Raw genomic sequence first — 20,851 nt, forward strand, 5'->3', positions numbered from 1 at the left:
GTGATCCTCGCACCGGATGTTGACTTTCGAACAGAATAATGTTTATTTGCCACCATACTCAAGCAGCTACCGTTCCGGAGTGCAGGCATGGCCACCACGCCGCCGAGGCCGTCGCGACGACGCGCCGCGACCCCTCTCGCATCTCCCACATCCACACGTGCCCAGGAGGCTCAATGACGTTCCGCCCGGAGTCAACGACCGATCTGTCCGAGCTGGCGCGCCCGTCCGGCGCCTTCGCGATGCTCGCCGTCGACCAGCGCGAGGCGCTGCGGCAGATGTTCGCCCAACACCAGGTCGAGCCCGTGGATGACGAGCAGCTGACGCAGTTCAAGGTCGCGGCAACCCGAACGCTCACCCCGCACGCGTCGGCCGTCCTCGTCGACCGCGAGTTCGGGCTCGACCGCGTGCTGGCAGAACGGGCGGTCGCTCCCGGATGCGGCCTCATCGTGGCCGCGGATCATTTCGAACCCGCGCACGGCGAGCTCGTCGGCTGGACCGGCATCGACCCCCTCGTGGACCCGCACGAGGCCAAGCGGCTCGGAGCGGTCGCGCTGAAGCTGCTAGTGCTCTATCGCCCGGACGCGGGTCAGCGGGAGCGCATCGAGACGGTCGAGCGATTCGCCGGGCAGTGCCGCGACGCCGGCCTTGTCAGCATCGTCGAGGCGGTGTCGCGCGCACCGGTCGCCGGCGGGACCTGGGACCGGGACGAGGGAGTGCTGGCGGCGGCTGCCGAGCTGGGCAGCCGCGGCGCCGATCTCTACAAGGCCGAGGTCCCGCTGCGGGGCCAGGGTGGCGCCGCCGAGATACGGCGCCGGTGCGCGCAGATCACCGCGAGTGTCGGTTCCCCGTGGGTGGTGCTCTCCAGCGGAGTCTCCGAGGACGTCTTTCCCGATGCGGTCGAGCTCGCGTGTTCCGAGGGGGCCTCGGGGTTCCTCGCCGGGCGCGCCGTGTGGGCGTCGTGCATCGGCGCGCCGGACGTCGAGCACGAGCTGCGCGAGCGCGCCGTGGCGCGGCTGCGCCGGCTGGCCGCGATCGTCGACGAGACGGTGGGGAGGTGATGACCGTGCCACGTGCCGTCGTCATCGCCACCGCGCGGCCGACGTTCGCCGTCGACGCGGCGCTCGAACGCGCGCGGGCCGCGCGGCACCTGCTCGGCGAGCTCGGCGCCGACGTCAGCGGGCCGGACGCGCTCGTGATGACGCCCGACGACGTGGCGCGGGCCGCCGCCTTCGTCGATCACCGGGCCGATCTGATCGTCAACGTCTGCGCGTCGTTCTCGGACGCCAGCCCCGCGTTGCAGTTGTACTCGGGGCTCGACCGGCCCGTGCTCCTGTGGGCGTTCCGCGAGCCCGGCGAGGTCGGGGACCGGCTGTGGCTGAACTCGCTGTGTGGCGCGAACCTGTTCGGTCATGCCCTGGTGCGGGCCGGGCAGGAGGTGCGCCTCCTCTACGGCAACCCCGACGAACCGGGGGTGCGGGCCACGCTGGATCGGGCGCTGGCCGGCGAGCTGCCCACCCCGCCAGCGCTGCCGGACGCACCCGGGCCGCGCGGCGCGGAACGGCCCGTCCGCGAGGCACTCGACTCGCTGCACGGCCAGCGCATCGGCGTGGTGGGGGATGCCCCGTCTGGCTTCACGCCCTGCGAGTTCGACCCGCGCGTGCTCGACGAGCTCTTCGGCCTGGGAGTCGACCCCATGGCGGTCGACGACGTGTTCGATCAGGTGGCGAGCGTGGATGCCGGCACGCGCCAGCAGGAGCTGGAGCGGGCGACGGCGCACCGGCCAAGTCTTGCGGCCCTGGATGCGGAGGAAGTTCGCCAGCACGCGGCCGTCACCTGCGCGTTGCGGGACGTCACCGCCGGGCGGGACCTCGCGGCCCTCGCCGTCCGGTGCTGGCCGGAGTTCCCCACGCGGCTCGGTGTCTGCCCGTGCTCGTCCCTGTCGAGGGTCGCCGACGAGGGCGTGCTCACCCAGTGCGAGCGCGACGTCTACGGGGCGGTGACCATGCTCCTGCTGCGGGCCCTCGGCGCCGGCCCCAGCTACCTTGTCGACACCGTCGACCTGCAAGCCGCGGACAACATCGTCCGGTTCTGGCACTGCGGATCGGCGCCCACGGAGCTGGCGGCCGACCCGTCACGAGCCGAGCAGTCCGTGCACTGCAACCGCAAGATCGGTGTCGCTGGCAACTTCCCGCTGCGCACCGGTCGCGTCATCATCGCGCGGCTGGCCGAGGATACGGATCCGGCAAGCAGGTCCGGCCTGCGCTTGCTGCTCTCCTCCGGGGAGTCCGTGCCCGCGCCCAACCGCTTTCAGGGAAACACGGCGGATGTCCGCCTGGACGGCGATGCGACAACCTTCGTGCACAGTCTCGTCACGGGTGGGTTTCCACACCACACCGTGCTCGCGTGGGCGGACGTGCGCCCGGCGCTGCGAGCCGCTGCCGACGTCCTGGACATGCCCGTCATCGAGTTGTAAGCCCACCCACGGTTCAAAGGAGACCGATCATGACGCAACGCTCCTCCGGCATCGGAAATTCGATCACGCGGCGCCGTGCCCTCCAGCTGCTCGGGCTCGGGGGAATCGCGACGGTGTCCGCTGTGTCCAGCGCGTGTGCCGGGCCCGGCTCCGGCGAGGGCGGCGAGCAGCAGGGCGGTTCCGGCGGTGACGAGCTCGCCACCGGGGGACCGGTGGAAGGCGAGATCTCGTTCGCGCACTGGCGCGCCGAGGACCAGGACGTCCTGGAAGAGCTGTTCGCGCAGTTCACCGAGGAATACCCGGACGCGTCCGTGTCCCAGGACATCTCGCCATCCAACGACTACCAGTCCAGCGCGCTGCAGCGGATCCGCAGCGGCAACATCGGTGACCTGTTCGTGGCCTTCCGGGGCGCCCAGTTCGTGGACATGGTGAATGCCGGCCTGTATGCCGACCTGTCCGGCACCGACGTCGTCGACCTGTACCAACCGGATCTCATCGAGGCCGGAGCGCAGGACGGCACCCAGTACGGGCTGCCGTATCAGCTGGTGTTCAACCAGCCCGTGACGAACCTGGACATGCTGGAGTCGGTCGGCATCACCGAGCCGCCGCCGGACTGGGACAGCTTCCTGGCCATGTGCGAGGATCTGCTCGCCGCCGACGTGATCCCGATGGCCTGGCCGGGTGGCGAGATCGGCAACGCCGGCCACCTGTTCAACTGCATGGTGATGAACAACGCGCCGTCCGACGACATGTGCGTGAAGATCGAGACCGGCGAGTACAAGTGCACGGACGACTGGTTCCTGCGCACGCTGGAGCAGTACGCCGAGTTGCGCCCGTACTTCCAGTCCAACGCCACCGGGACGGCCGTGGAACCCGCGCAGCAGCTCTTCGCGGAGGGTCAGGCGGCGATCATGGTCACCGGCTCGTTCCACATCGCGGCCGCCCGGGAGCTGGGAGCGGACTTCCCGATGGGCATGCTGGCCCCGATCACCGTCTCGGCCGACGAGATGAAGTACGAGGGCATCCACAACGCGACGTTCATCCTGGGTGTGAACACGGCTTCCGACAACCAGGCCGCTGCCATGGAGCTCCTGCGCTTCCTGAGCGCGCCGGAGCCGGCCAGCACGTACGCCAACGGCACCGCCCAGCACCTCACGGTGACAGATGTCGAGTACGAGAACGAGGATCTGGCCACCAACGAGGAATGGCTGCAGAAGCAGACCCTGCTCGCACCGCGGTTCCAGTTCACCGACCTGGACATCCGCAACGCGGCCGAGCAGGCCTGCATCGACGTGGTCGGTGGGGACTCCCCGGAGCAAGCGGCGGAGGCGGCCCAGCAGATCATCGACCAGCGCGTCGACGCCTGAGACCTCACCACGAGGCAGGCGGGTCCAGGGCCGCACGGGCTCCGGAGCGGGCACGCTTCGGAGCCCGTGCGGCCCGGGCTCGGCCCCGGTGCTGGACTGGCCCGCTCCGGACCCGCCTGCCGCTCGGATGCGAGGAGACCTCGTGAGTGCGACAACAGAGTCGGGCCCCGCCCGCCAACCGGTGCGGCCGCCGGCAGCGGACCGGGCCGGCAAGCGCCGCCGCAAGGGCCGCGGCGCCACACGCGTCCACCCGGCGCTGTATCTCTTCCCGCTGCCTGCCCTTGCCGTCTACATCGTATTCTTCGCGATCCCGACGCTGCAGGCCGTGCAGTACTCGACCACCGACTGGGACGGTTTCAGCGCCGACTACGAGAACGTCGGGCTGGGCAACTTCGAGCGGCTCGCGACCAACGACGATCTGTTCACGAACGCGCTGAGCAACAACCTGAAGTTCATGATCGTCGTGGTGGTCTTCCAGACGCTCCTGGGGTTGCTCCTGGCGATCTTCCTGGTGCGCAACACCACCGGATCGTTGCTGCTGCGGGGATTGTTCTTCTTCCCGACCATCCTCTCGTCGGTGTCGGTCGCCTACATCTGGAAGTTCGTCTACGACCCGAACTTCGGCCTGGCCAACACCGTGCTCGAGGCCGTCGGGCTTGAACAGTTCACCAGCTCGTACCTCGGCAACGACGCCGCAGCGATCTACTGGGTGGCGCTCACCCAGATCTGGTTCCACGCGGGGCAGATGATGGTCATCTTCATCGCGGGGCTGCAAATGGTGCCCTCCGAGCTGTACGAGGCTGCGGAGATCGACGGCGCCGGCAAGTGGCGGCAGTTCACCTCCATCACCTGGCCGATGATCGCTCCGGCCACCGCCATCGTGGTGGCGTACACGACGATCCAGTCGTTCAAGGCGTTCGATCTCATTCTCGGGCTGAGTGGCAACCCGCCGCGGCACAGCCTCGACATCCTGTCGACCCGGATCTACTCCACGTTCACCAACTCCCAGTTCGGCTACGCGGCGGCGGAGTCACTGGTGTTCATGGCGTTCATCGCGGCGATCGTGATCGTCCAGCGCCGGCTGCTCAAGCTCACCCAGAAAGACGTCTGAGGAGGCGCGCGCATGCGGTTCACCATGACCAGGGGTGCGGTGCTGGCGGTCTACGCCCTGCTGGTGATCGTTCCCGTCACCGTCGTCGTGTTCGGCTCGTTCAAGACCACGCCCGAGCTGTTCGACTCGCCGTTCGGGCTGCCGTCGTCGTTCTCGTTCGAGAACTACGACGTCGTGCTCAACGAGGAGAACCTCGCCCAAGCCTTCGCCAACAGCGTCGTGGTGACGGCGACGTCCGTCTTCCTCACCCTGCTGCTCGGCAGCCTGGCCGCGTACGCGACGGCGCGCATCCCGGGCTGGAAGGGGTGGCTGATCTTCGGCTTCCTGGTTCTGGGGATGTCCGTGCCGGCGCAGGCGAACATGATCCCCCAGTACGTGCTGTTCAACCAGCTCGGCCTGCTCGACAGCCGGATCGGCCTGGTGATCATCAACATCGTCGTCGGCCTGCCGGTCGCGGTGTTCATCCTGGGCGGCTTCATGAAGACGCTGCCGCGCGAGACGTACGAGGCCGGCTCCGTCGACGGCGCCGGCCCGTTCCGGACGTACTGGTCGATCGTGATGCCGATGTCGATGCCGTCACTCGCGGCCACGGCCATCTTCCTGTTCGTCATCCAGTGGAACGACCTGCTCTACCCCCTGCTGTTCATTAGCACTGACAGCAAGAAGACGATCCCGCTGGCGTTGCTGGACTTCCAGGGCCAGTTCCTGACCGACTACCCGCTCCTGTTCACCGGCGTGGTCATCGCGTCGTTGCCGATGGTGGTGGCGTACGTGCTCCTGCAGCGGTACTTCGTGGCCGGCATCACCGCCGGGGCGGTGAAGGGATGAGCACCGGCTGGCGAGTCATGACGGTTGAGCCGGAGGAAGCGTGGCACCGGCACGTTCGCTCAGCCGCACGAGCGTCGCGGCGGGCTCGGCGAGCCGGCGGCGGCCCGGCCAGACCGCGTGCAGGGGGCGGGTGAGCTCCAGGCCGTCGACGGACACGTCGCGCAGCCGGCCGTCCCGGACCTCGCCCGCGACGGCGAGATCGCTCAGCACCGCGGGCGCCGTACCCGCCTCCACGGCCACCTTGACCGCGGCGTTGGACGACAGTTCGAGCAGCGGCGCAGCCATCCGGTGCGCACCGCGCCGGAGTGCCTGCTCCAGGGCGGTGCGCGTGCCCGAGCCCGGCTCGCGGACCACGAGCGGCGTGGCCGCGAGCTCGCCGGCCGGAACCGGGGCGCGGCGACGGGCCCAGCGGTGACCGGGCGCCACGACCACCACGAGCCGGTCGCTGGCAACGCGCCGGGAACTCAGGTGCGTCGCCACGGTCGGTGATTCCACGAAACCGACGTCGACGTCGTCGTCGCCGACCATCTCGCCGACGGCGTCGGAGTTCGCCACGCGCAGGCTGACCTCGACGTCGGGGCATGCGCGGCGGAAGGCCATCAGCCACCCGGGCATCAGGTATTCGGCCACGGTCATGCTCGCGGCCACCCGCAGCGACGCGGCCCGCTCCCGGCGCAGCGCGGAGACGCCGGCCATCAGGTCGCCGGCTGCGGTGAGGGTGGCGCGCGCCCAGTCGACGACCACCTTTCCCTGGTCGGTGAGCGTGGTGCCGGTGTGCGTGCGTACCAGCAGCGGTACGCCGAGCTCACGCTCCAGGGTGTCCAGCCGCCGGCTCGCCGACGCCTGCGTGATCCGGTGCCGGGCTGCTGCCTTGCCGACGCTTCCGTGCTCGGCCACCAGGACGAACAGCTCGAGATTGCGCAGGTCCGGCCATGTACCGCTCATGCAGTCACCCTATGACCCCTTGCGAGATCGCTCTCTACCGGGCGCGGCTGTCGCATCCCACACTGAGAGGAATGAGGTCAGACCCCATGCTCGGACGGTGCCGCACACTCCTGCCCGGCCTCGCCGTCGTTGCCGCCGGTGTCGGAGCGGCTGTCGTCGTATCACGGGTCATCCCGGTCAGTGTCTTGCTGGTGGCCCTGGTACTGGGGGTCATCGCCGCAAACGCCGGGCTGATCGGTCCCGTGCTGCGTCCCGGGCTCTCATTCGCCGCCCGCCAGTTGCTGCGCGCCGGTGTGGTTCTCCTCGGGCTCCAGCTAGCCGTGCCAGAGGTGCTGTCCCTCGGCCCCGGCGTCCTCGCGGTGGTGGCGGTGAGCGTGGCCGTGACGTTCGCCGGCACCGTGGTGGCGGGACGCGCTCTGGGCCTCTCGCCGCAGCGCAGCATCCTGATCGCGACGGGTTTCTCGATCTGCGGCGCCTCGGCCGTCGCGGCGGCGGGCAGCGTCGTCGACAGCGACGACGAGGACGTCGCGACGGCCATCGCGCTGGTGACCATCTTCGGTACGGCGTCCCTGGTGGTGATGCCCGTGCTGTACGCGCCGCTGGGCATGCCGGCCGACACGTTCGGCATCTGGGTCGGGGCCAGCGTCCACGAGGTGGCGCAAGTGGTGGCGGCTGCCGGTGCGGTCGGCTCGGCCGCGCTCGCCCCCGCCGTTGTGGTGAAGCTGACCCGCGTGGTCCTGCTGGCACCGGTCATCGCGGGGCTGAGCGTGTGGCAGCGACGCCAGGAGCGGCACGGTCCCGGTGCCGACGCGGACTGGGCCGGCACCGACCTCGCTTACGCAGACCGGGCCAGCGCCGGGCCGGCCCACGCGGGCACGCCACAGCCCGGCCATGACGCGAACCGCGGGTCTGGCACGCAGGCAACTCCTGCCGTGGGCCGCAAGCGTCCTCCGGTGGTTCCCGGATTCGTTCTCGGATTCCTGGCGGCCATGGTGGTGCGCAGCGTGGACGTTCTCCCGGCAGCCGTCCTCGATGCCGCCTCCGTCGTCCAGACGGCGTTGCTGGCCGCCGCGATGTTCGGGATGGGCGCCGCCATCCGGCTCGCGACGATCCTGCGGCGCGGCGGCTCCGGGCTCGCCGTCGGGTTGCTGTCGACGCTGCTCATCGCCGCCGTGTCCTACGCCGGCGTCGCGCTGCTCTGAGCTCGGCTCGCCACCGCCCATCGCCGACTTCTTGGGGCTGCGGAACGTCCAGCGGCCCGAATCCGGCTCTGGACGTTCCGCAGCCCCAAGAAGTTGTGCTTTAGAACTCGAAGCCGGCCGGGAACGGATCGCTCGGGTCCAGCATGTACTGGGCGGTGCCGGTGATCCAGGCGCGGCCGGTGATCGTCGGTACCACGGCGGGCCGGTCCGCCACCGCCGTCTCGGCGACGAGCCGGCCGACGAACCGGGATCCGATGAACGACTCGTTCACGAAGTCACGCTCCAGGGGCAGCTCGCCACGCGACCACAGCTCGGCCATCCGGGCCGAGGTCCCCGTCCCGCACGGCGAGCGGTCGAACCATCCCGGGTGGATCGCCATGGCGTGCCGCGAGTGCTCCGCGGTGGACCCGGGTGCGATGAACTCGACGTGGTGGCAGTGGTCGACACCGGCGATCTCGGGATGCTTCGGCGGTGCCTGCTCGTTGATCGCGCGCATGATGGCGAGGCCGGTCTCCGCGATGTCGCGCTGGCGGGAGCGATCGAAGGGGAGCCCGACCTGGTCCAGCTCCACCATGGCGTAGAAGTTCCCGCCGAACGCCAGGCTGTACGGCACGGCGCCGATCCCGGGCACGTCGATGGTCTCGTCCAGCCGCTCGGTGTACGACGGGACGTTCTCGATGGTCACCGAGTCGGCGTGCCCGTCGCTGACGGCGACCTCGGCGACCACGAGCCCGGCCGGCGTGTCCAGGCGGATGGTGGTGATTGGCTCGGTGACCTGCACCATGCCGGTCTCCACGAGCACGGTGGCGACGCCGATGGTGCCGTGCCCGCACATGGGCAGGCAGCCGGAGACCTCGATGTACACGACGCCCCAGTCCGCCTCGGGCCGGATCGGTGGCTGCAGGATCGCGCCGCTCATGGCGGCGTGCCCGCGCGGTTCGTTCATCAGTAGCCTGCGGACGTGGTCGAGATGCTCGATGACGTGCAGCCGGCGCTCGTTCATGGTCGTGCCGGGAAGCGCGCCGACGCCACCGGTCACAACGCGGGTGGGCATGCCCTCGGTGTGCGAGTCGACCGCGGAGTAGAGCGTGGAGGATCGCATGGTGCTCCTCAGCGTCCGGAGAGATAGTCGAGCGCCCGAGCGGTGTCGGCGCGCACGCCGGCCTCGTGTTCGGGAACGAGTGGCCCGCGTGGTGGGCGGGTAGGCCCACCATAGCTCTGTCCGCCGATGTCGATGACGAGCTTGATGGCCTGGACGAACTCGGTTCGCGAATCCCACCGGAAGACGGGCACGAGGTGCCGGTAGAGCTCTCGCGCCTCGTCGATCCGCCCGGCGACGACGAGGTCGTAGATCTCGACGGCTTCCTTGGGAAAGGCGTTCGGAAAGCCAGCGAACCAGCCCACGGCGCCGTCGACGAGTGCTTCGAACAGGAGGTCGTCGGCGCCGGCGACGACGGCGATGTCGGCGTGCTCCTTGATTTCGAGCACCCGCCGCGCGTCACACGAGAACTCCTTGACCGCGACCACCTCGGGGATCTTCGCGAGCTCGCCGAGCACCTGCGGCGTGAGGTCGACCTTCGTGTCGATCGGGTTGTTGTACGCCATGATCGGAAGGCCCACCTCGGCCACTCGCCGGTAGTGCTCGATCACCTCGGTATCGTTCGCGCGATACAGCGTCGGGGGCAAGAGCAGGACGGCGTCGGCCCCATCTTCCTTGGCATACTCGGCCCAGATCTGGGCCTGGTGCCAGCCGGCGGCGTGCACGCCTGCGACGACGACCCCGCGATCACCGACGGTGTCGACCGCTACCTGGATGACCTTGCGCCGTTCGTCTTCCGTCAGCGACGAGTACTCGCCCAGCGATCCGTTCGGCCCCACGCCGTGGCAGCCGTTCTCGATGAGCCAGTCGCAGTGCGCGGCGAAGCGCTCGTAGTCGACGGCGAGCCCGGCCGGAGCGGAGGGGTCCTCGGTGAAGGCCAGGGTAGTGGCGACGATGACTCCGGCGGGGTCGAACGATGTGGTGCTCACGCAGATTCCTTTCGATCGTTGTCCTTCGGATGGTCTGCCAGCTCGGCCAGCCGCAGCGGGAAAGCCAGGGGCCGGTGGTCGAACGTGGCGTTGTCGTTGCGGTGCGCGTGCGGCGCGTGCTGGCGCAGGAGGGCGTCGACGGTGCGCCCGCACATCCGTCCCTGGCAGATGCCCAGCCCGGCGCGGGTGGACAGTTTCAGCGAACGCAGGCTGGTCGAGGCTGTCGCGGCGGCCGTGTCGCGCAGCGGCCCGTGACGGACCTCCTCGCATCGGCAGATGACGGTGTCGTCGTCGAGCCAGCTGGACCAGCCCGGCCGGATGCCATGCGCGGCCTCGATCCGGCGCGCGATGTCGCGATGCACGCCGCGGGCCACCCGGGCCGCTCGCACGGGCGACGTGCCCGTATCCCCGCCGGCGGCATGGTGACCGGCGATGCTGCCTTCGGCCATGGCCAGCTCGACACCGCCGATACCGGTGATCTCACCGGCCGCGTACACCCCGGGTTCGCTCGTGCGCTGGGCGTCATCGACGGCCACGAACGAATCGCCGGTCAGAACGCAACCGGCGGCCACGGCCAGTTCGAGGCGTGGAGTGAATCCGTGCCCGGCACATACCGCGTCGACGGGTATTCGCCGCTCCGTGCCCGGAATCGGGCGCCAGTCCCGGTCGAGCTTCGCGACCGTGACGGCGGTGACGGCATCGGTGCCGTGCGCACGTATCACCGCCGTGCCGGTGCGGTAGGGGATCCGGTGCCGGAGTTGCCCTGCTGCGTATCCGGCGAGCTCGGCGCCCTTCTTCCCGGCACGGGCGAGCCGCCACGGCCGGGACAGCCATCCGGCGGCGAGGGTGCGTGCCCGGGATGCCTCGAACACGCCGACGACGGTGGTGCCGGTCTGGACCAGCGATGCGGCCACGGGCAGCAGGAACGGGCCGGCGCCGGCGACGGCGACGCGTTCGCCGACCGTCACTCTCTCGCCCTTGGCCAGTGCCTGCGCGGCTCCGGGGGTGAAGACGCCCGGGAGGTCCCAGCCGGGAAACGGCAGGGTCCGATCGTGCGCACCCGTGGCGAGAACCAGCGCGTCCGGGGTCAGGGTGATCCGTTCCCGGTCGGTCCCGTCTACCGGACCGGCGAGCGCGTGCACGACGTGGCCACCACGATCGTCGTGTTCGGCCGGCTCGGCGTCTGGGCGTCCCGTGTCTCGGTTTCCGGCGTCTGGACGTGCGGCGTCTGGGCGTGCGGCGTCTGGGCGTCCGGTGGTTTCCCCGCGTTCGATGGCCCACACCTGGGCACCGCGGACGATGCGGCAGCCGGGATCGTCGTCGAGATCGCTACGCAGCGCCGTGAAGGTGGCCCAGCCGTGGTGCAGGAGGTCTTCGCGCCCGGCGGACAGCGACGCGGGCAGGTGCCGCCAGTACTGGCCGCCGACGTCGTCGGCGGCGTCGAGGAGGGTCACGGATGCGCCCCGGGCGCGCGCTGCCCGGGCGGCGGCGAGACCGGCCGGACCGGCACCGATGATCAATATCTCACGCACCGCTGCCTCCCTCCCGAAGCGGGGAATCGGGCCCGGACGGGTGCGGGGGCTCCGGTGCCGATCGATGGGCGGGTTCGGACGCGGACTCGGCTGCGGACTCGGGCGCGGGCGCGCGCGGCGGACGGGGCAGCGGATCGTGCTGGGTGACGACGACGTCGCCATCGACCGCACGGCGCTGGCAGGTGCGAACGTCGCGCTGGCCGTTCACGGTGGCCAGGCAGTCGAAGCAGACGCCGATCCCGCAGAACGCCCCACGCGGCGCGCCGCTGCCCGAGCTGTACCGCCAGGACAACAGGCCCGCGGCGAGCATGACGCCGGCGATGGTCTGCCCGGCGCGCCCGGGATACTCCGTCTCGTCCACGCTGATCCGGATGCTCGTGCCCGGATCGGGGCGGATCGGATCCTGCGACGGTGGCACGGGAAACGGGGGCACGGTCACATCACCTCCTGGAGGTGCTCGGCGAGGCTGGGACGGGCGGGGGAGAAGGGGAGCGCATCGATGGCCGGCTCGGTGCCGGTCATCAGGTCCCGCAAGAGCGCGGCGGTGGCCACGGACAGCCCGATACCCGCGCCCTCGTGCCCGGTCGCGTGCCAGAGGCCGGGCAGCCGGGGGTCCGCGCCGATGAGCGGCAGGTGGTCCGGCACGAACGGCCGGAAGCCGCCGTAGCACCGCATCGCCGGAGTGTCCGCCAGGAAGGGAAAGACGTTGGCGGCCTTCGCGGCGATCTCGCGCAGCACGGCGACCCGAAGCCGATCGTCGAAGCCGATCCGCTGCCGCGACGAGCCGATCAGCACGGTTCCGGCGGCCGTGCTCTCGATGACGCTGGAGGTCTGCAAGGCGGCGTCGCCGGAACCGACGGCGTCGACGTAATCGGCGTCGTACACCTTGTGAAAGATCCGGGGCCGCATGCGGCTGGTCACCAGGACGACGCCGCGGCGTGGCTGTACCGGCACCGGTGCGCCGAGCCGCGCGGTCAGCTCCGCCGACCACGGGCCGGCAGCGGTCACGACGGCGTCCGCGTGCAGGTCCCCTGCCGTCGTGCGAACGCCGCTCAGCCGGCCGTCCGCACCGCGCAGGCCGCCTGTGACCTCGGTACCCTCCAGCACGCTCGCACCGGATCGCCGCGCCGAGGCCAGCAGCGCCTCGGTGGCGATGACCGGCTGCACCTGCGCGTCCTCGGGATAGTAGACGGCCGCGGTCGCCGAGGGGGTGAGATCCGGCTCCAATTCCCGGGCCTCGTCGAGGGTGACCGGCCGGGCATCCACGCCCGCGGCGACCTGCGTGGCCGCGAAATCACGCAGGGGCTCGATCCCGGCGTCGGTGGTCGCGACCACCAGCCCGCCCTTGCGGTCGAACTCGATGGACGGGAACGCCGCACCGGAGCCTGCACGATGCCCGCCGCCGAGCCCGTCGGCGGGTATCGTGCCGCCGAGCTCGTCGGCGAGCTCGCGCGCGACCTGCGGCCACAAGCGCGCGGAGTACTGGGCCAGGACGAGTTCGGGGCCCGGCTCCTTGTCGGACACCAGCACGTTGCCCTCGCCGGATGCCGACGTCGCGCTGGCCGCCGCGCCGCGCTCGATCACCGTGACGGCGATGCCCGATCGGGTGAGCTCGCGTGCGACCGCCGCACCGATGATTCCTGCCCCGATGACGATGACGTCCATGGTGTTATCGCCTTCTGTTTCCGGCTGCGGCAAGGGCCACCGCGGCGAGGATGATGACGCCGGTGACCAGGTTCTTCAATTGTGGGTTCACATTCATGATGTCGAATCCGTTGCCGATGAGGGCGATGAGGTAGACACCGGCCACCGAGCGCCAGACGGCTCCCACACCGCCGTAGATGCTTGTCCCGCCGAGAATGATCGCGGCGATGGCTTCGAGTTCCATCCCGAGCCCCGCCTGGGGCTGGCCGGAAGCGATGCGCGAGACGCTGATGGCGGCCGCGAGCCCGGCGGCGAGACCGCTGAGCGCGAAGACCGAGATGCGTATCCGCGACACGCGGATGCCGGACAGCTCCGCGGCGCTGGAATTGCCGCCGACGGCGAACACGTGCCGGCCGAAGATGGTGCGCTTGAGCACGAACCAGAGTGCGGCGATGAAGGTCGCGAGAAGGATCACCGCGAGGAAGACACCACCGACCCGTTGCCGGCCAAGGTCGGTGAAGCCGGGAACGGTGACCGTGATGAGCGAGCCACCCGTGATGAGCACGGCTATCGCGCTGAACACCAGGCTGGTGGCGAGCGTGGCGAGGAACGAGTGGACCTTCAGCGTGGTAACGGCGATGCCGTTGAACAGGCCGAGGACGAGACCGATCAGGGGCGCGGAGACGAGACCGAGCCAGGGGTTGCCGGTGGCGACCGTGATGGCTGCCGCGGACACCCCGCCGACGGCGAACATCGCGCCGGTGGACAGGTCGAAGTTGCCGGAGATGATCACGAAGGTACCGGCAGTGGCGATCATGGCCAGCGGGGCGCTCTGGTTCGCGACGTTCATCAGGTTCGCGAACGTGAAGAACGACGGCGAGACCAGCGCGAGCACGACGAGGATGGCTCCGAGCAGGATGAGCACCGCGTAGTCGCGCATGACGTACAGCGTGCGGGTGGTGGTCGCCGTCCGCTGCGCCGGCGCGGGTTCCGCGGACACCAGGTCAGTAGTCATGCGGGCTGCTCCTTGCGTTCCTGGATCGAGAAGAGGCGGAAGAGCACGTCGTCGATGGGGGTGCGCTCCGGATCGACCTCGCCGCGCGTACACCCGTCGCTCACCAGGCAGGCGCGGTGCGCCAGTCCCAGCACTTCTTCGTGCTCGCTGGAGATGAGGAGGACCGCGACGCCACGGCGGGCGAGCTCGGCGATCGCCTCGTAGATCGTGTACTTGGCCCCGATGTCGACCCCGCGCGTCGGCTCGTCGAGGATGACCAGGCGCGGGTCACCGAGCAGCCACTTGGACAGCAGCGCCTTTTGCTGGTTACCACCGGAGAAGCTCCCGATGGGCAGTTCGATCGCGGGCGGCCGCATGTCGAGCGAGCGGACCATGTGCGTCACGGCGGCCTTCTCCGCGCGGGACGTGAGCACACCCATGCGGGCGAACCGGCGCAACGTGGCGAGCGAGACGTTCTCGCGGACCGAGCGTTCGAGTACCAGGCCCTGGCCGTGGCGGTCTTCGGGGATGAAGGCGACCCGGCGCTGGATCGTGTTCTTCGGTTTGGCCGAGGTCAGCGGCTCGCCGTCAAGTACCACGGATCCGCGCGTGACGCGGTCCGCCCCGAAGATCGCGCGGGCGATCTCCGTGCGGCCACTTCCGACGAGGCCGAGCAGGCCGACGATCTCTCCGGCCCGGACGCACAGCGAGGCGTCGCGGACCCCGTTGGTGCTGGCCATGTCGGTGACCTCGAGGACCGGCGCGGCATCCGGCGCGACGGCTGGTGGCCGTTCGGGAAAGGTCGATTCGAGTTGCCGGCCGAGCATGGCCTCCACGACGGTGCGCTTCGTCTCGCCGGCTACCGGCCCCGAGCGGACGAGGCGACCATCGCGCAAGATCGAGATGGTGTCGCTGACCTCGAAGACGGCGTCGAGGAAGTGCGAGACGTAGACCACCGTGCATCCCTGCTGTTTGAGCTTCCAGATGAGCTCGTGCAGCCGGGCCGTCTCGTCCGACGTGAGCGACGATGTGGGCTCGTCCATGACGATGACGCGGGCCTCGCGGGCCAGCGCTCGCAGGATCTCGACCTTTTGCTGGTCGGCGAGGCGCAGGTCGGCCACCCGGGCACGGGGCGGCAGGCCGAAGCCGGCTTGCTGCTCCAGGCGGGCGAAGCGTTCGCCCAGATCGGGCCGTAGAACCCCCAGGTGATGGTGTTCCACGCCGAGGAAGACGTTCTCCTCGACGGTGAGTTCGGGCACCAGCGACAGTTCCTGGGCGATCATGGCGATGCCGCAGCGTTGGGCGCGGAGCGGATCCCAGCGCTCCACGTCGCGCCCGTCGACGCGGAGACGTCCGGAATCTGCCGTGTACAGCCCGGTGACGATCTTCCCGAGGGTGGATTTCCCGGCACCGTTTTCGCCGACGAAGGCGTGTACCTCGCCGCGTTCGAGAGACACGCCGACGCCGGAGAGCGCCTGCGTGCCACCGAAGCGTTTGCAGATGTCGCGGGTCTCGACGACCGGATGGCGTTTCTCCTCGGCCACGTCCGTCTCCCCGGGTCTCAGCCGTTCCATTCGCCCGTGAAGTCGGGATGCTCGTCCAAGATCTCCTTGGTCACGTACGGTTCGATGTCGCCGACGGCGTCGGCGTCGACCCAGGTCTCGACGTCGTCACCGGTCATGGCGGCGTGAAGCTGTTCGAACGCGGCCGCTCCCATGCTGACCGGGAAGTTGACGTAGTCGGCCTGCCAGGTTCCCTCGCGCACCGCCGTGATGGCGTCCTCGGTGCCGCCACCGCCGGTGAGGTAGACCTCCGAGGGATCGATCCCGGCGTTCTCCAGCGCGATCTGCGCACCGGAGGTCTGCTGGTCCGCGTTGGACAGGATGACGTCGACGTCCTGGTTGGACTGGAGCACGTTGGAGATGGCGGTGAGCGACTCGTCGCGATCGTACTGGCCTTCGGCCGTGGCAACGATCTCGATGTTGTCTTCGGGTTCGAGCACCTCTCGGTACGCCTCCTCGCGGGCGACATCCAGGGGTGAGCTCAGCTGGCCGACGAGGAGCACGACCCGGCACGGATCGATGCCGGTGCAGTGCTCGGCGACGGCTTCGGCCTGCCGGGCAGCGGCCTCGGCTGGCGGCACCGCAACGGTGGAGACGACGCCCTCGACCTGGGGTTCCATCTCGTTGATGTCGGGGCCGATGGGATTGAGCACGGTGACCACGGGGATGTCGTTGGCGAGCGGGAACGCCGCGGCGAGGCTGGGCCCGTCGTGCGGGACGACGATCACGCCGTCGTACTCCCCGGATGTGGAGGCGTTCTGCATCTGGGAGAGCTGCGTGTTGGCGTCGAACTGGCCGTCGAGAAGCTGTACCTCGACGTCCGCGTCATGCTCGTCGATCGCCTGCTGGACGCCCTCGTGAACGGCCTGGTTGTAACCGTTCTGGCTGGACGCGGCCAGGACCGCGACGCGCAGCCCGCCGTCTCCGTCCCCGTCGGCGCTGGCGCATCCGGCGAGGACGAGGGCGATGGTGGCGGTGGCGAGGCCGGCTCGGGTGGGTATTGGACGGGCGGGACGTGCTCCGGCGGGACGTGAACGGGAGGGGAGTGCTCGGATGGGAAGCGAACGCCGGTGCATGGTGAACCTCCGCGGTTTCGGTGGGTCCGGCTGGCACGATGAATCGGAGTAATATGTCACATATCAGATTCTCGTAGCTGGTGACAACGCCATGGTGGTTGTTTGGTCTGCTATGTAAAGTGTGACATATTACTAGCTACCCATGCTTCGGTCGAGCCAGACGGATGAGAGGACGTGGAGCCGATGGCGGACGACGCGAGAATCGCGGTGGATGTCGGCGGGACCTTCACCGACGTCGTCAAACTCGTCCCGGACACGGGAGAGCTGACGTTCGAGAAGGTCGCGACCACGCCGGACGCGCCGACACGCGGCGTGCTCGGTTCCTTCACGAAGGCCGGCGCGCAGCCGGGCCAGGTCACCATGTTCAATCACGGCACGACGCTCGGCCTCAACGCGCTCCTCACCCGAACCGGCGCACGCACGGCGGTGGTGACGACGGCCGGCTTCCGCGACGTTTACCTGCTGGGGCGGACCGATCGGCGGGTGATGTACGACATCACGTACCGCAAACCACCGGCGTTGCTGAACCGCGAAGACACCTTCGAGGTCGGCGAACGCTGCTACTTCGATGGATCCGTCGCCGTGCCCTTCGACGAGAGCGACGCCCGGAGCGTTGCCCGGCGGATCGCGGAACGGGGGTACCAGGCCGTAGCCGTGGCGTTTCTGCATTCCTACGCCAACCCGGAACACGAACGGCGAATGGCGGCGATCCTCGACGAGGAGGCGCCCGGGGTGGAGGTCACGCTCTCGCACCAGCTCTCTCGCGAGTACCGCGAATACGAGCGGACCAGCACGGCGGTCCTCGACGCCTACATCAAGCCGACGATGCGGCGGTATCTGACGGAGTTGCACGGACAGCTGGAAGCGGACGGGTTCGACGGAACGTTCCTCATGTCACGCTCCGGTGGCGGGGCGATGACCGTGGAGGCGGCGCGCGAGCAGCCGGTGAACTTGATCCTCTCCGGTCCGGCTGGTGGGGTGATCGGCGCGGCCGGGCTCGCCCGGCTCGTCGACCGGCCCAACCTGATCACCATCGACATGGGCGGCACCAGCCTGGACGCGTCACTCGTCATGGACGGCGAGCCGGTGATGTACCAGGGCACCGAGTTCGAAGGGCTGCCGATCAACACGCCATCCCTGTACATTCACACGATCGGTGCCGGCGGGGGATCGATCGCGTGGCTGGACGAGGCCGGAGCGTTGCAGGTGGGCCCGCAGAGCGCGGGAGCGATACCCGGTCCCGCGGCCTACGGCGCGGGAGGCACGCGCCCGACGTTCACCGACGCCGCCGTCGTGCTCGGCTATCTCGGCGCCGATGTCCCGCTCGGCGGGGATCTCACGGTCGACGCCTCGCTGGCGGAGAAGGCGCTGGCCGATACGGCGGTCACGCTGGGGTTGTCGATCACGGAGCTCGCGCGCGGCATCCTCCAGATCTCGACGACGAAGATCATGGGAGCGGTCCGGGCGATCACGGTGGAGCTGGGCCGCGATCCCAAGGACTTCGCCCTGCTCACGTTCGGCGGCGGTGGGGGACTGGTCGCCGTCGACGTCGCCCGCGAGCTGGGCATCCCGACGGTGGTCGTGCCGCCGGGACAGGGAGCGTTCTCCGCTCTGGGCATGCTCATGGCCGACGTGCAGCACGATCTGGCGCGTACCTCGGTGATCCCGCTGTCTGAGGCCAGCGCGTCGTTCTTCGACGAGTCGTTCGCGGCGATGGAGGCCGAGGCGCACGAGATGCTGGCGGGTGAGGGATTCGGACCCGAACGGCGGGTCATGAGCCGGACGGTGGACGTGCGCTACGCCGGGCAGGAGCACTCGGTGACGGTGCCATACCCGGACGGATCCACGGCCGGCGTCGCCGGTAGCTACGCCGGCGACGCCGCGGAAGCCGCTGGTAGCGACGCCGCCGATGCTCACGGCGCTGCCGAACACGCGGCCGACGGCCCATTGTCGCTGCTGGAGCGGCGGTTCACCGTCATGCACGAGCGCATGTACGGGCACACGATGCAGGATCCGATCGAGATCACCACGCTACGGGTGCGCGCCGTCGGCGTCGTCGACAAACCGGCACTGCCGCGCCTTCCCGGGCGGGACGGCGGTGATCCGGCGGCGTTGGGGGAGCGGGCCGTGTACGCGTTCGACGACGCGGGCCGCTCGTATCGGCTCTACCGCCGGGAGGACCTGCGCTCCGGCGACGTCCTCGCGGGTCCGGCGATCGTCGCCGAGCACACGGCGACCACCGTCCTCCATGCGGGTGATCGCTTGCAGGTGGGCGAGCACGCGGAACTGATCATCGACGTCGCGCCGAACGGGAAGGCAGGTCCCCATGAGTGATGTCATCACCACCGAGGTCATCCGGCACGCGCTGCTCGCGGGCACCGAGGAGATGGCGCGCAATCTGTGCCGGACCGCCTACAACACGGTCGTCTACGAGATCCACGACTACGGCATCGGGCTGCACGACGCGACCGGCGACGTGGTGGCCGATGCGCCCGGCATCGCCGTGTTCACCCGCGGTAACGACTACGGCATCAAGCGTTCGCTGGAATTCGTGGGCCGGGACCGGATGCGGCCCGGCGACATCTTCATCCTCAACTACCCGTACTGGGCCTCGGCGCACACCTTGGATCCGCTGGTGTTCGCACCGGTGCACCACGACGGCGAGCTCATCGGCTTCGCCTCGTGCCGGGTCCACGTGCTTGACCTGAAGCAGAAGAATCCCGGGTACGTGCTCGACTCGACGGACATGTACCAGGAGGGCATCGTCTTCCCGGTGACCCGGCTGTACCGCGAGGGCGTGCAGGACGACGACGCCTTCGAGCTGATCCGGTTCAACAGCCGGATGCCGGAGCGCACCATCGGAGACATCCAGGCGCAGGTGTCGGCGTGCATCACCGGCGTGCGCCGCATGACCGGCCTCGCCGACACCTACGGCACGGACGTGCTGACCGGCGCGATGGCCGCGATCAACGACCACGGGGAACGCCTGGCCCGGCTGGCGCTGGCCGAGCTGCCCACGGGCACCTGGCAGGCCGACGACATCATCGACAGCGACGGCGTCGACCTCGACCGCCCCATCCGGGTGGATGCGACGGTCACCATCACCGGCGACGAGATGGTGGTGGACTGGACGGGCAGCGAGACCGAGGTCCGGGGCCCGCTCAACCTGCCGCGGGGACAAACCGAGGCGCTGTGCAGCCTGGTGTTCAAGGCGATGACCACGCCTGACACGCCCGTCGTGGCGGGAAACTTCCGGCCGCTGCGCGTGGTCACCGAGCCGGGGTCGGTGATGCATGCCGTGCCGCCGATGCCGACATTCACCTTGTGGACCGGGCTGCTGTCCGGCGAGGTGGTTCTCAAGGCGCTGGCGCAGGGCATGCCGGATCGCGTTCCGGCCTGTTCTGGGGGTGACGTGTCGTCGATGATGGGACTCGGCGTCAACCCGCGTCGCGGCGACGCCTGGCTGGAAGCTACCAACGAGGCGGTCGGCTTCGGCGGGCACGCGGGCGGCGACGGCGAAGACGGCATCATGCACCTGTCCGAGCCGGGCTGCCGCAACAATCCGGTCGAGGTGCTGGAGACCAAGTCGCCGATGATCATCAACTCGTACGGGTACGTTCCGGATACGGGTGGCGCCGGCAAGCACCGTGGGGGCGTCGGCGTGAGCAGGGTATACCGCTTCACCACGCCGTCGACGGGGATCTGCCTGGTCTACAAGACGAAGTCGGCGCCCTGGCCGGTCGCCGGCGGACGGCCCGGCGTGCCCGCTCGCATCGTGCTGAATCCCGGCACCGAGCGGGAGGTCGTGCAGGGTGGCAGCTACAACCTGCTGGAGGCGGGCGACGTGCTAGCCAACGTCACCGGCGGGGGCGGCGGCTACGGCGACCCGTTCGAGCGGGACCCGCAACGCGTGCTCGCCGATGTGATCAACGGGTTCGTGAGTGTCGAGGCGGCCGAGGGGGATTATGGTGTCGTCATCGACACCACCTCGTGGCAGGTCGACGCCGCGGCGACGGCGGCGCGGCGCGGTGCGCGGGGAAGGACGTGAGCGGACGCTCGACGGGTACGTCGGGCAGGTCCCGCAGGAGA

General features: G+C 69.7%; 17 protein-coding genes. 8 read left to right on the plus strand and 9 right to left on the minus strand.

From position 1 onward, the window contains the following. The first annotated feature begins 173 nt into the window (after positions 1–173). The 5 genes from DPM12_RS18615 to DPM12_RS18635 all read left to right on the plus strand — a co-directional run bounded on the left by DPM12_RS18615 (position 174) and on the right by DPM12_RS18635 (position 5,779). Positions 174–1,058 (plus strand): aldolase, encoded by an 885-nt coding sequence (locus DPM12_RS18615; RefSeq protein WP_112259856.1) that lies wholly within the window; start codon positions 174–176, stop codon positions 1,056–1,058. Continuing rightward, on the plus strand, positions 1,058–2,473 hold the full coding sequence (locus tag DPM12_RS18620) for a hypothetical protein (protein ID WP_112259857.1): 1,416 nt from the start codon (positions 1,058–1,060) through the stop codon (positions 2,471–2,473). Before DPM12_RS18615 ends, DPM12_RS18620 begins: the two co-directional genes overlap by 1 nt. A gap of 29 nt (positions 2,474–2,502) precedes the next feature. Next, positions 2,503–3,840, plus strand: a complete 1,338-nt coding sequence (locus tag DPM12_RS18625; RefSeq protein ID WP_112259858.1) for an ABC transporter substrate-binding protein — start codon at positions 2,503–2,505, stop codon at positions 3,838–3,840. Positions 3,841–3,982: 142 nt separating this feature from the next. Then, the gene (locus DPM12_RS18630) at positions 3,983–4,951 is read left to right on the plus strand and encodes a carbohydrate ABC transporter permease (RefSeq protein WP_211659130.1); all 969 of its coding nucleotides are present in this window, start codon (positions 3,983–3,985) and stop codon (positions 4,949–4,951) included. Positions 4,952–4,963: 12 nt separating this feature from the next. Continuing rightward, positions 4,964–5,779 (plus strand): carbohydrate ABC transporter permease, encoded by an 816-nt coding sequence (locus DPM12_RS18635; RefSeq protein WP_112259860.1) that lies wholly within the window; start codon positions 4,964–4,966, stop codon positions 5,777–5,779. 15 nt (positions 5,780–5,794) lie between these two features. On the opposite strand, the gene DPM12_RS18640 is transcribed toward DPM12_RS18635, so the two are convergent. Continuing rightward, positions 5,795–6,724 (minus strand): LysR family transcriptional regulator, encoded by a 930-nt coding sequence (locus tag DPM12_RS18640; RefSeq protein WP_112259861.1) that lies wholly within the window; start codon positions 6,722–6,724, stop codon positions 5,795–5,797. Positions 6,725–6,795: 71 nt separating this feature from the next. Between DPM12_RS18640 and DPM12_RS18645 the strand changes: the two genes are divergently transcribed. Then, positions 6,796–7,926 (plus strand): YeiH family protein, encoded by a 1,131-nt coding sequence (locus tag DPM12_RS18645; protein ID WP_211659131.1) that lies wholly within the window; start codon positions 6,796–6,798, stop codon positions 7,924–7,926. Between the two features lie 100 nt (positions 7,927–8,026). Here DPM12_RS18645 and DPM12_RS18650 read toward each other — a convergent pair whose 3' ends face one another. The 8 genes from DPM12_RS18650 to DPM12_RS18685 are packed head-to-tail and all read right to left on the minus strand — an operon-like array spanning position 8,027 to position 16,762. After that, on the minus strand, positions 8,027–9,028 hold the full coding sequence (locus DPM12_RS18650; protein WP_112259863.1) for a proline racemase family protein: 1,002 nt from the start codon (positions 9,026–9,028) through the stop codon (positions 8,027–8,029). An 8-nt stretch (positions 9,029–9,036) separates the two neighbouring features. Beyond that, positions 9,037–9,954, minus strand: coding sequence for a dihydrodipicolinate synthase family protein (locus tag DPM12_RS18655; protein ID WP_112259864.1), 918 nt, complete (start codon positions 9,952–9,954; stop codon positions 9,037–9,039). Continuing rightward, positions 9,951–11,486 carry an NAD(P)/FAD-dependent oxidoreductase gene (locus DPM12_RS18660; RefSeq protein ID WP_211659132.1) on the minus strand — a complete coding sequence of 512 codons (1,536 nt, stop codon included), beginning with the start codon at positions 11,484–11,486 and terminating at the stop codon, positions 9,951–9,953. The genes DPM12_RS18655 and DPM12_RS18660 overlap by 4 nt, the downstream gene beginning before the upstream one ends. After that, entirely contained in the window at positions 11,479–11,925 is a 447-nt protein-coding gene (locus DPM12_RS23675; RefSeq protein WP_211659133.1) for a (2Fe-2S)-binding protein, read from the minus strand. Before DPM12_RS23675 ends, DPM12_RS18660 begins: the two co-directional genes overlap by 8 nt. Next, complete coding sequence (locus tag DPM12_RS18670) at positions 11,922–13,151, minus strand: NAD(P)/FAD-dependent oxidoreductase (RefSeq protein ID WP_112259866.1); 1,230 nt, start codon at positions 13,149–13,151, stop codon at positions 11,922–11,924. The genes DPM12_RS23675 and DPM12_RS18670 overlap by 4 nt, the downstream gene beginning before the upstream one ends. A gap of 4 nt (positions 13,152–13,155) precedes the next feature. Next, positions 13,156–14,145: an ABC transporter permease gene (locus tag DPM12_RS18675; RefSeq protein WP_211659134.1), complete on the minus strand. Its 990-nt coding sequence runs from the start codon at positions 14,143–14,145 to the stop codon at positions 13,156–13,158. Then, positions 14,142–15,668, minus strand: a complete 1,527-nt coding sequence (locus DPM12_RS18680; protein ID WP_158542948.1) for a sugar ABC transporter ATP-binding protein — start codon at positions 15,666–15,668, stop codon at positions 14,142–14,144. Before DPM12_RS18680 ends, DPM12_RS18675 begins: the two co-directional genes overlap by 4 nt. 17 nt (positions 15,669–15,685) lie before the next feature. Beyond that, positions 15,686–16,762, minus strand: a complete 1,077-nt coding sequence (locus tag DPM12_RS18685; RefSeq protein ID WP_112259868.1) for a sugar ABC transporter substrate-binding protein — start codon at positions 16,760–16,762, stop codon at positions 15,686–15,688. A gap of 183 nt (positions 16,763–16,945) precedes the next feature. Here DPM12_RS18685 and DPM12_RS18690 point away from each other — a divergent pair, with 183 nt between their 5' ends. Both DPM12_RS18690 and DPM12_RS18695 read left to right on the plus strand, forming a co-directional pair. Then, a complete protein-coding gene (locus tag DPM12_RS18690; protein WP_112259885.1) occupies positions 16,946–19,096 on the plus strand; it encodes a hydantoinase/oxoprolinase family protein in 2,151 nt (716 codons plus the stop codon). Then, a complete protein-coding gene (locus DPM12_RS18695) occupies positions 19,089–20,810 on the plus strand; it encodes a hydantoinase B/oxoprolinase family protein (protein WP_112259869.1) in 1,722 nt (573 codons plus the stop codon). Before DPM12_RS18690 ends, DPM12_RS18695 begins: the two co-directional genes overlap by 8 nt. Positions 20,811–20,851 lie beyond the last annotated feature (41 nt).

Source organism: Phytoactinopolyspora halophila (genome assembly GCF_003287285.1).
GTDB classification, from domain to species: Bacteria; Actinomycetota; Actinomycetes; order Jiangellales; family Jiangellaceae; genus Phytoactinopolyspora_A; species Phytoactinopolyspora_A halophila.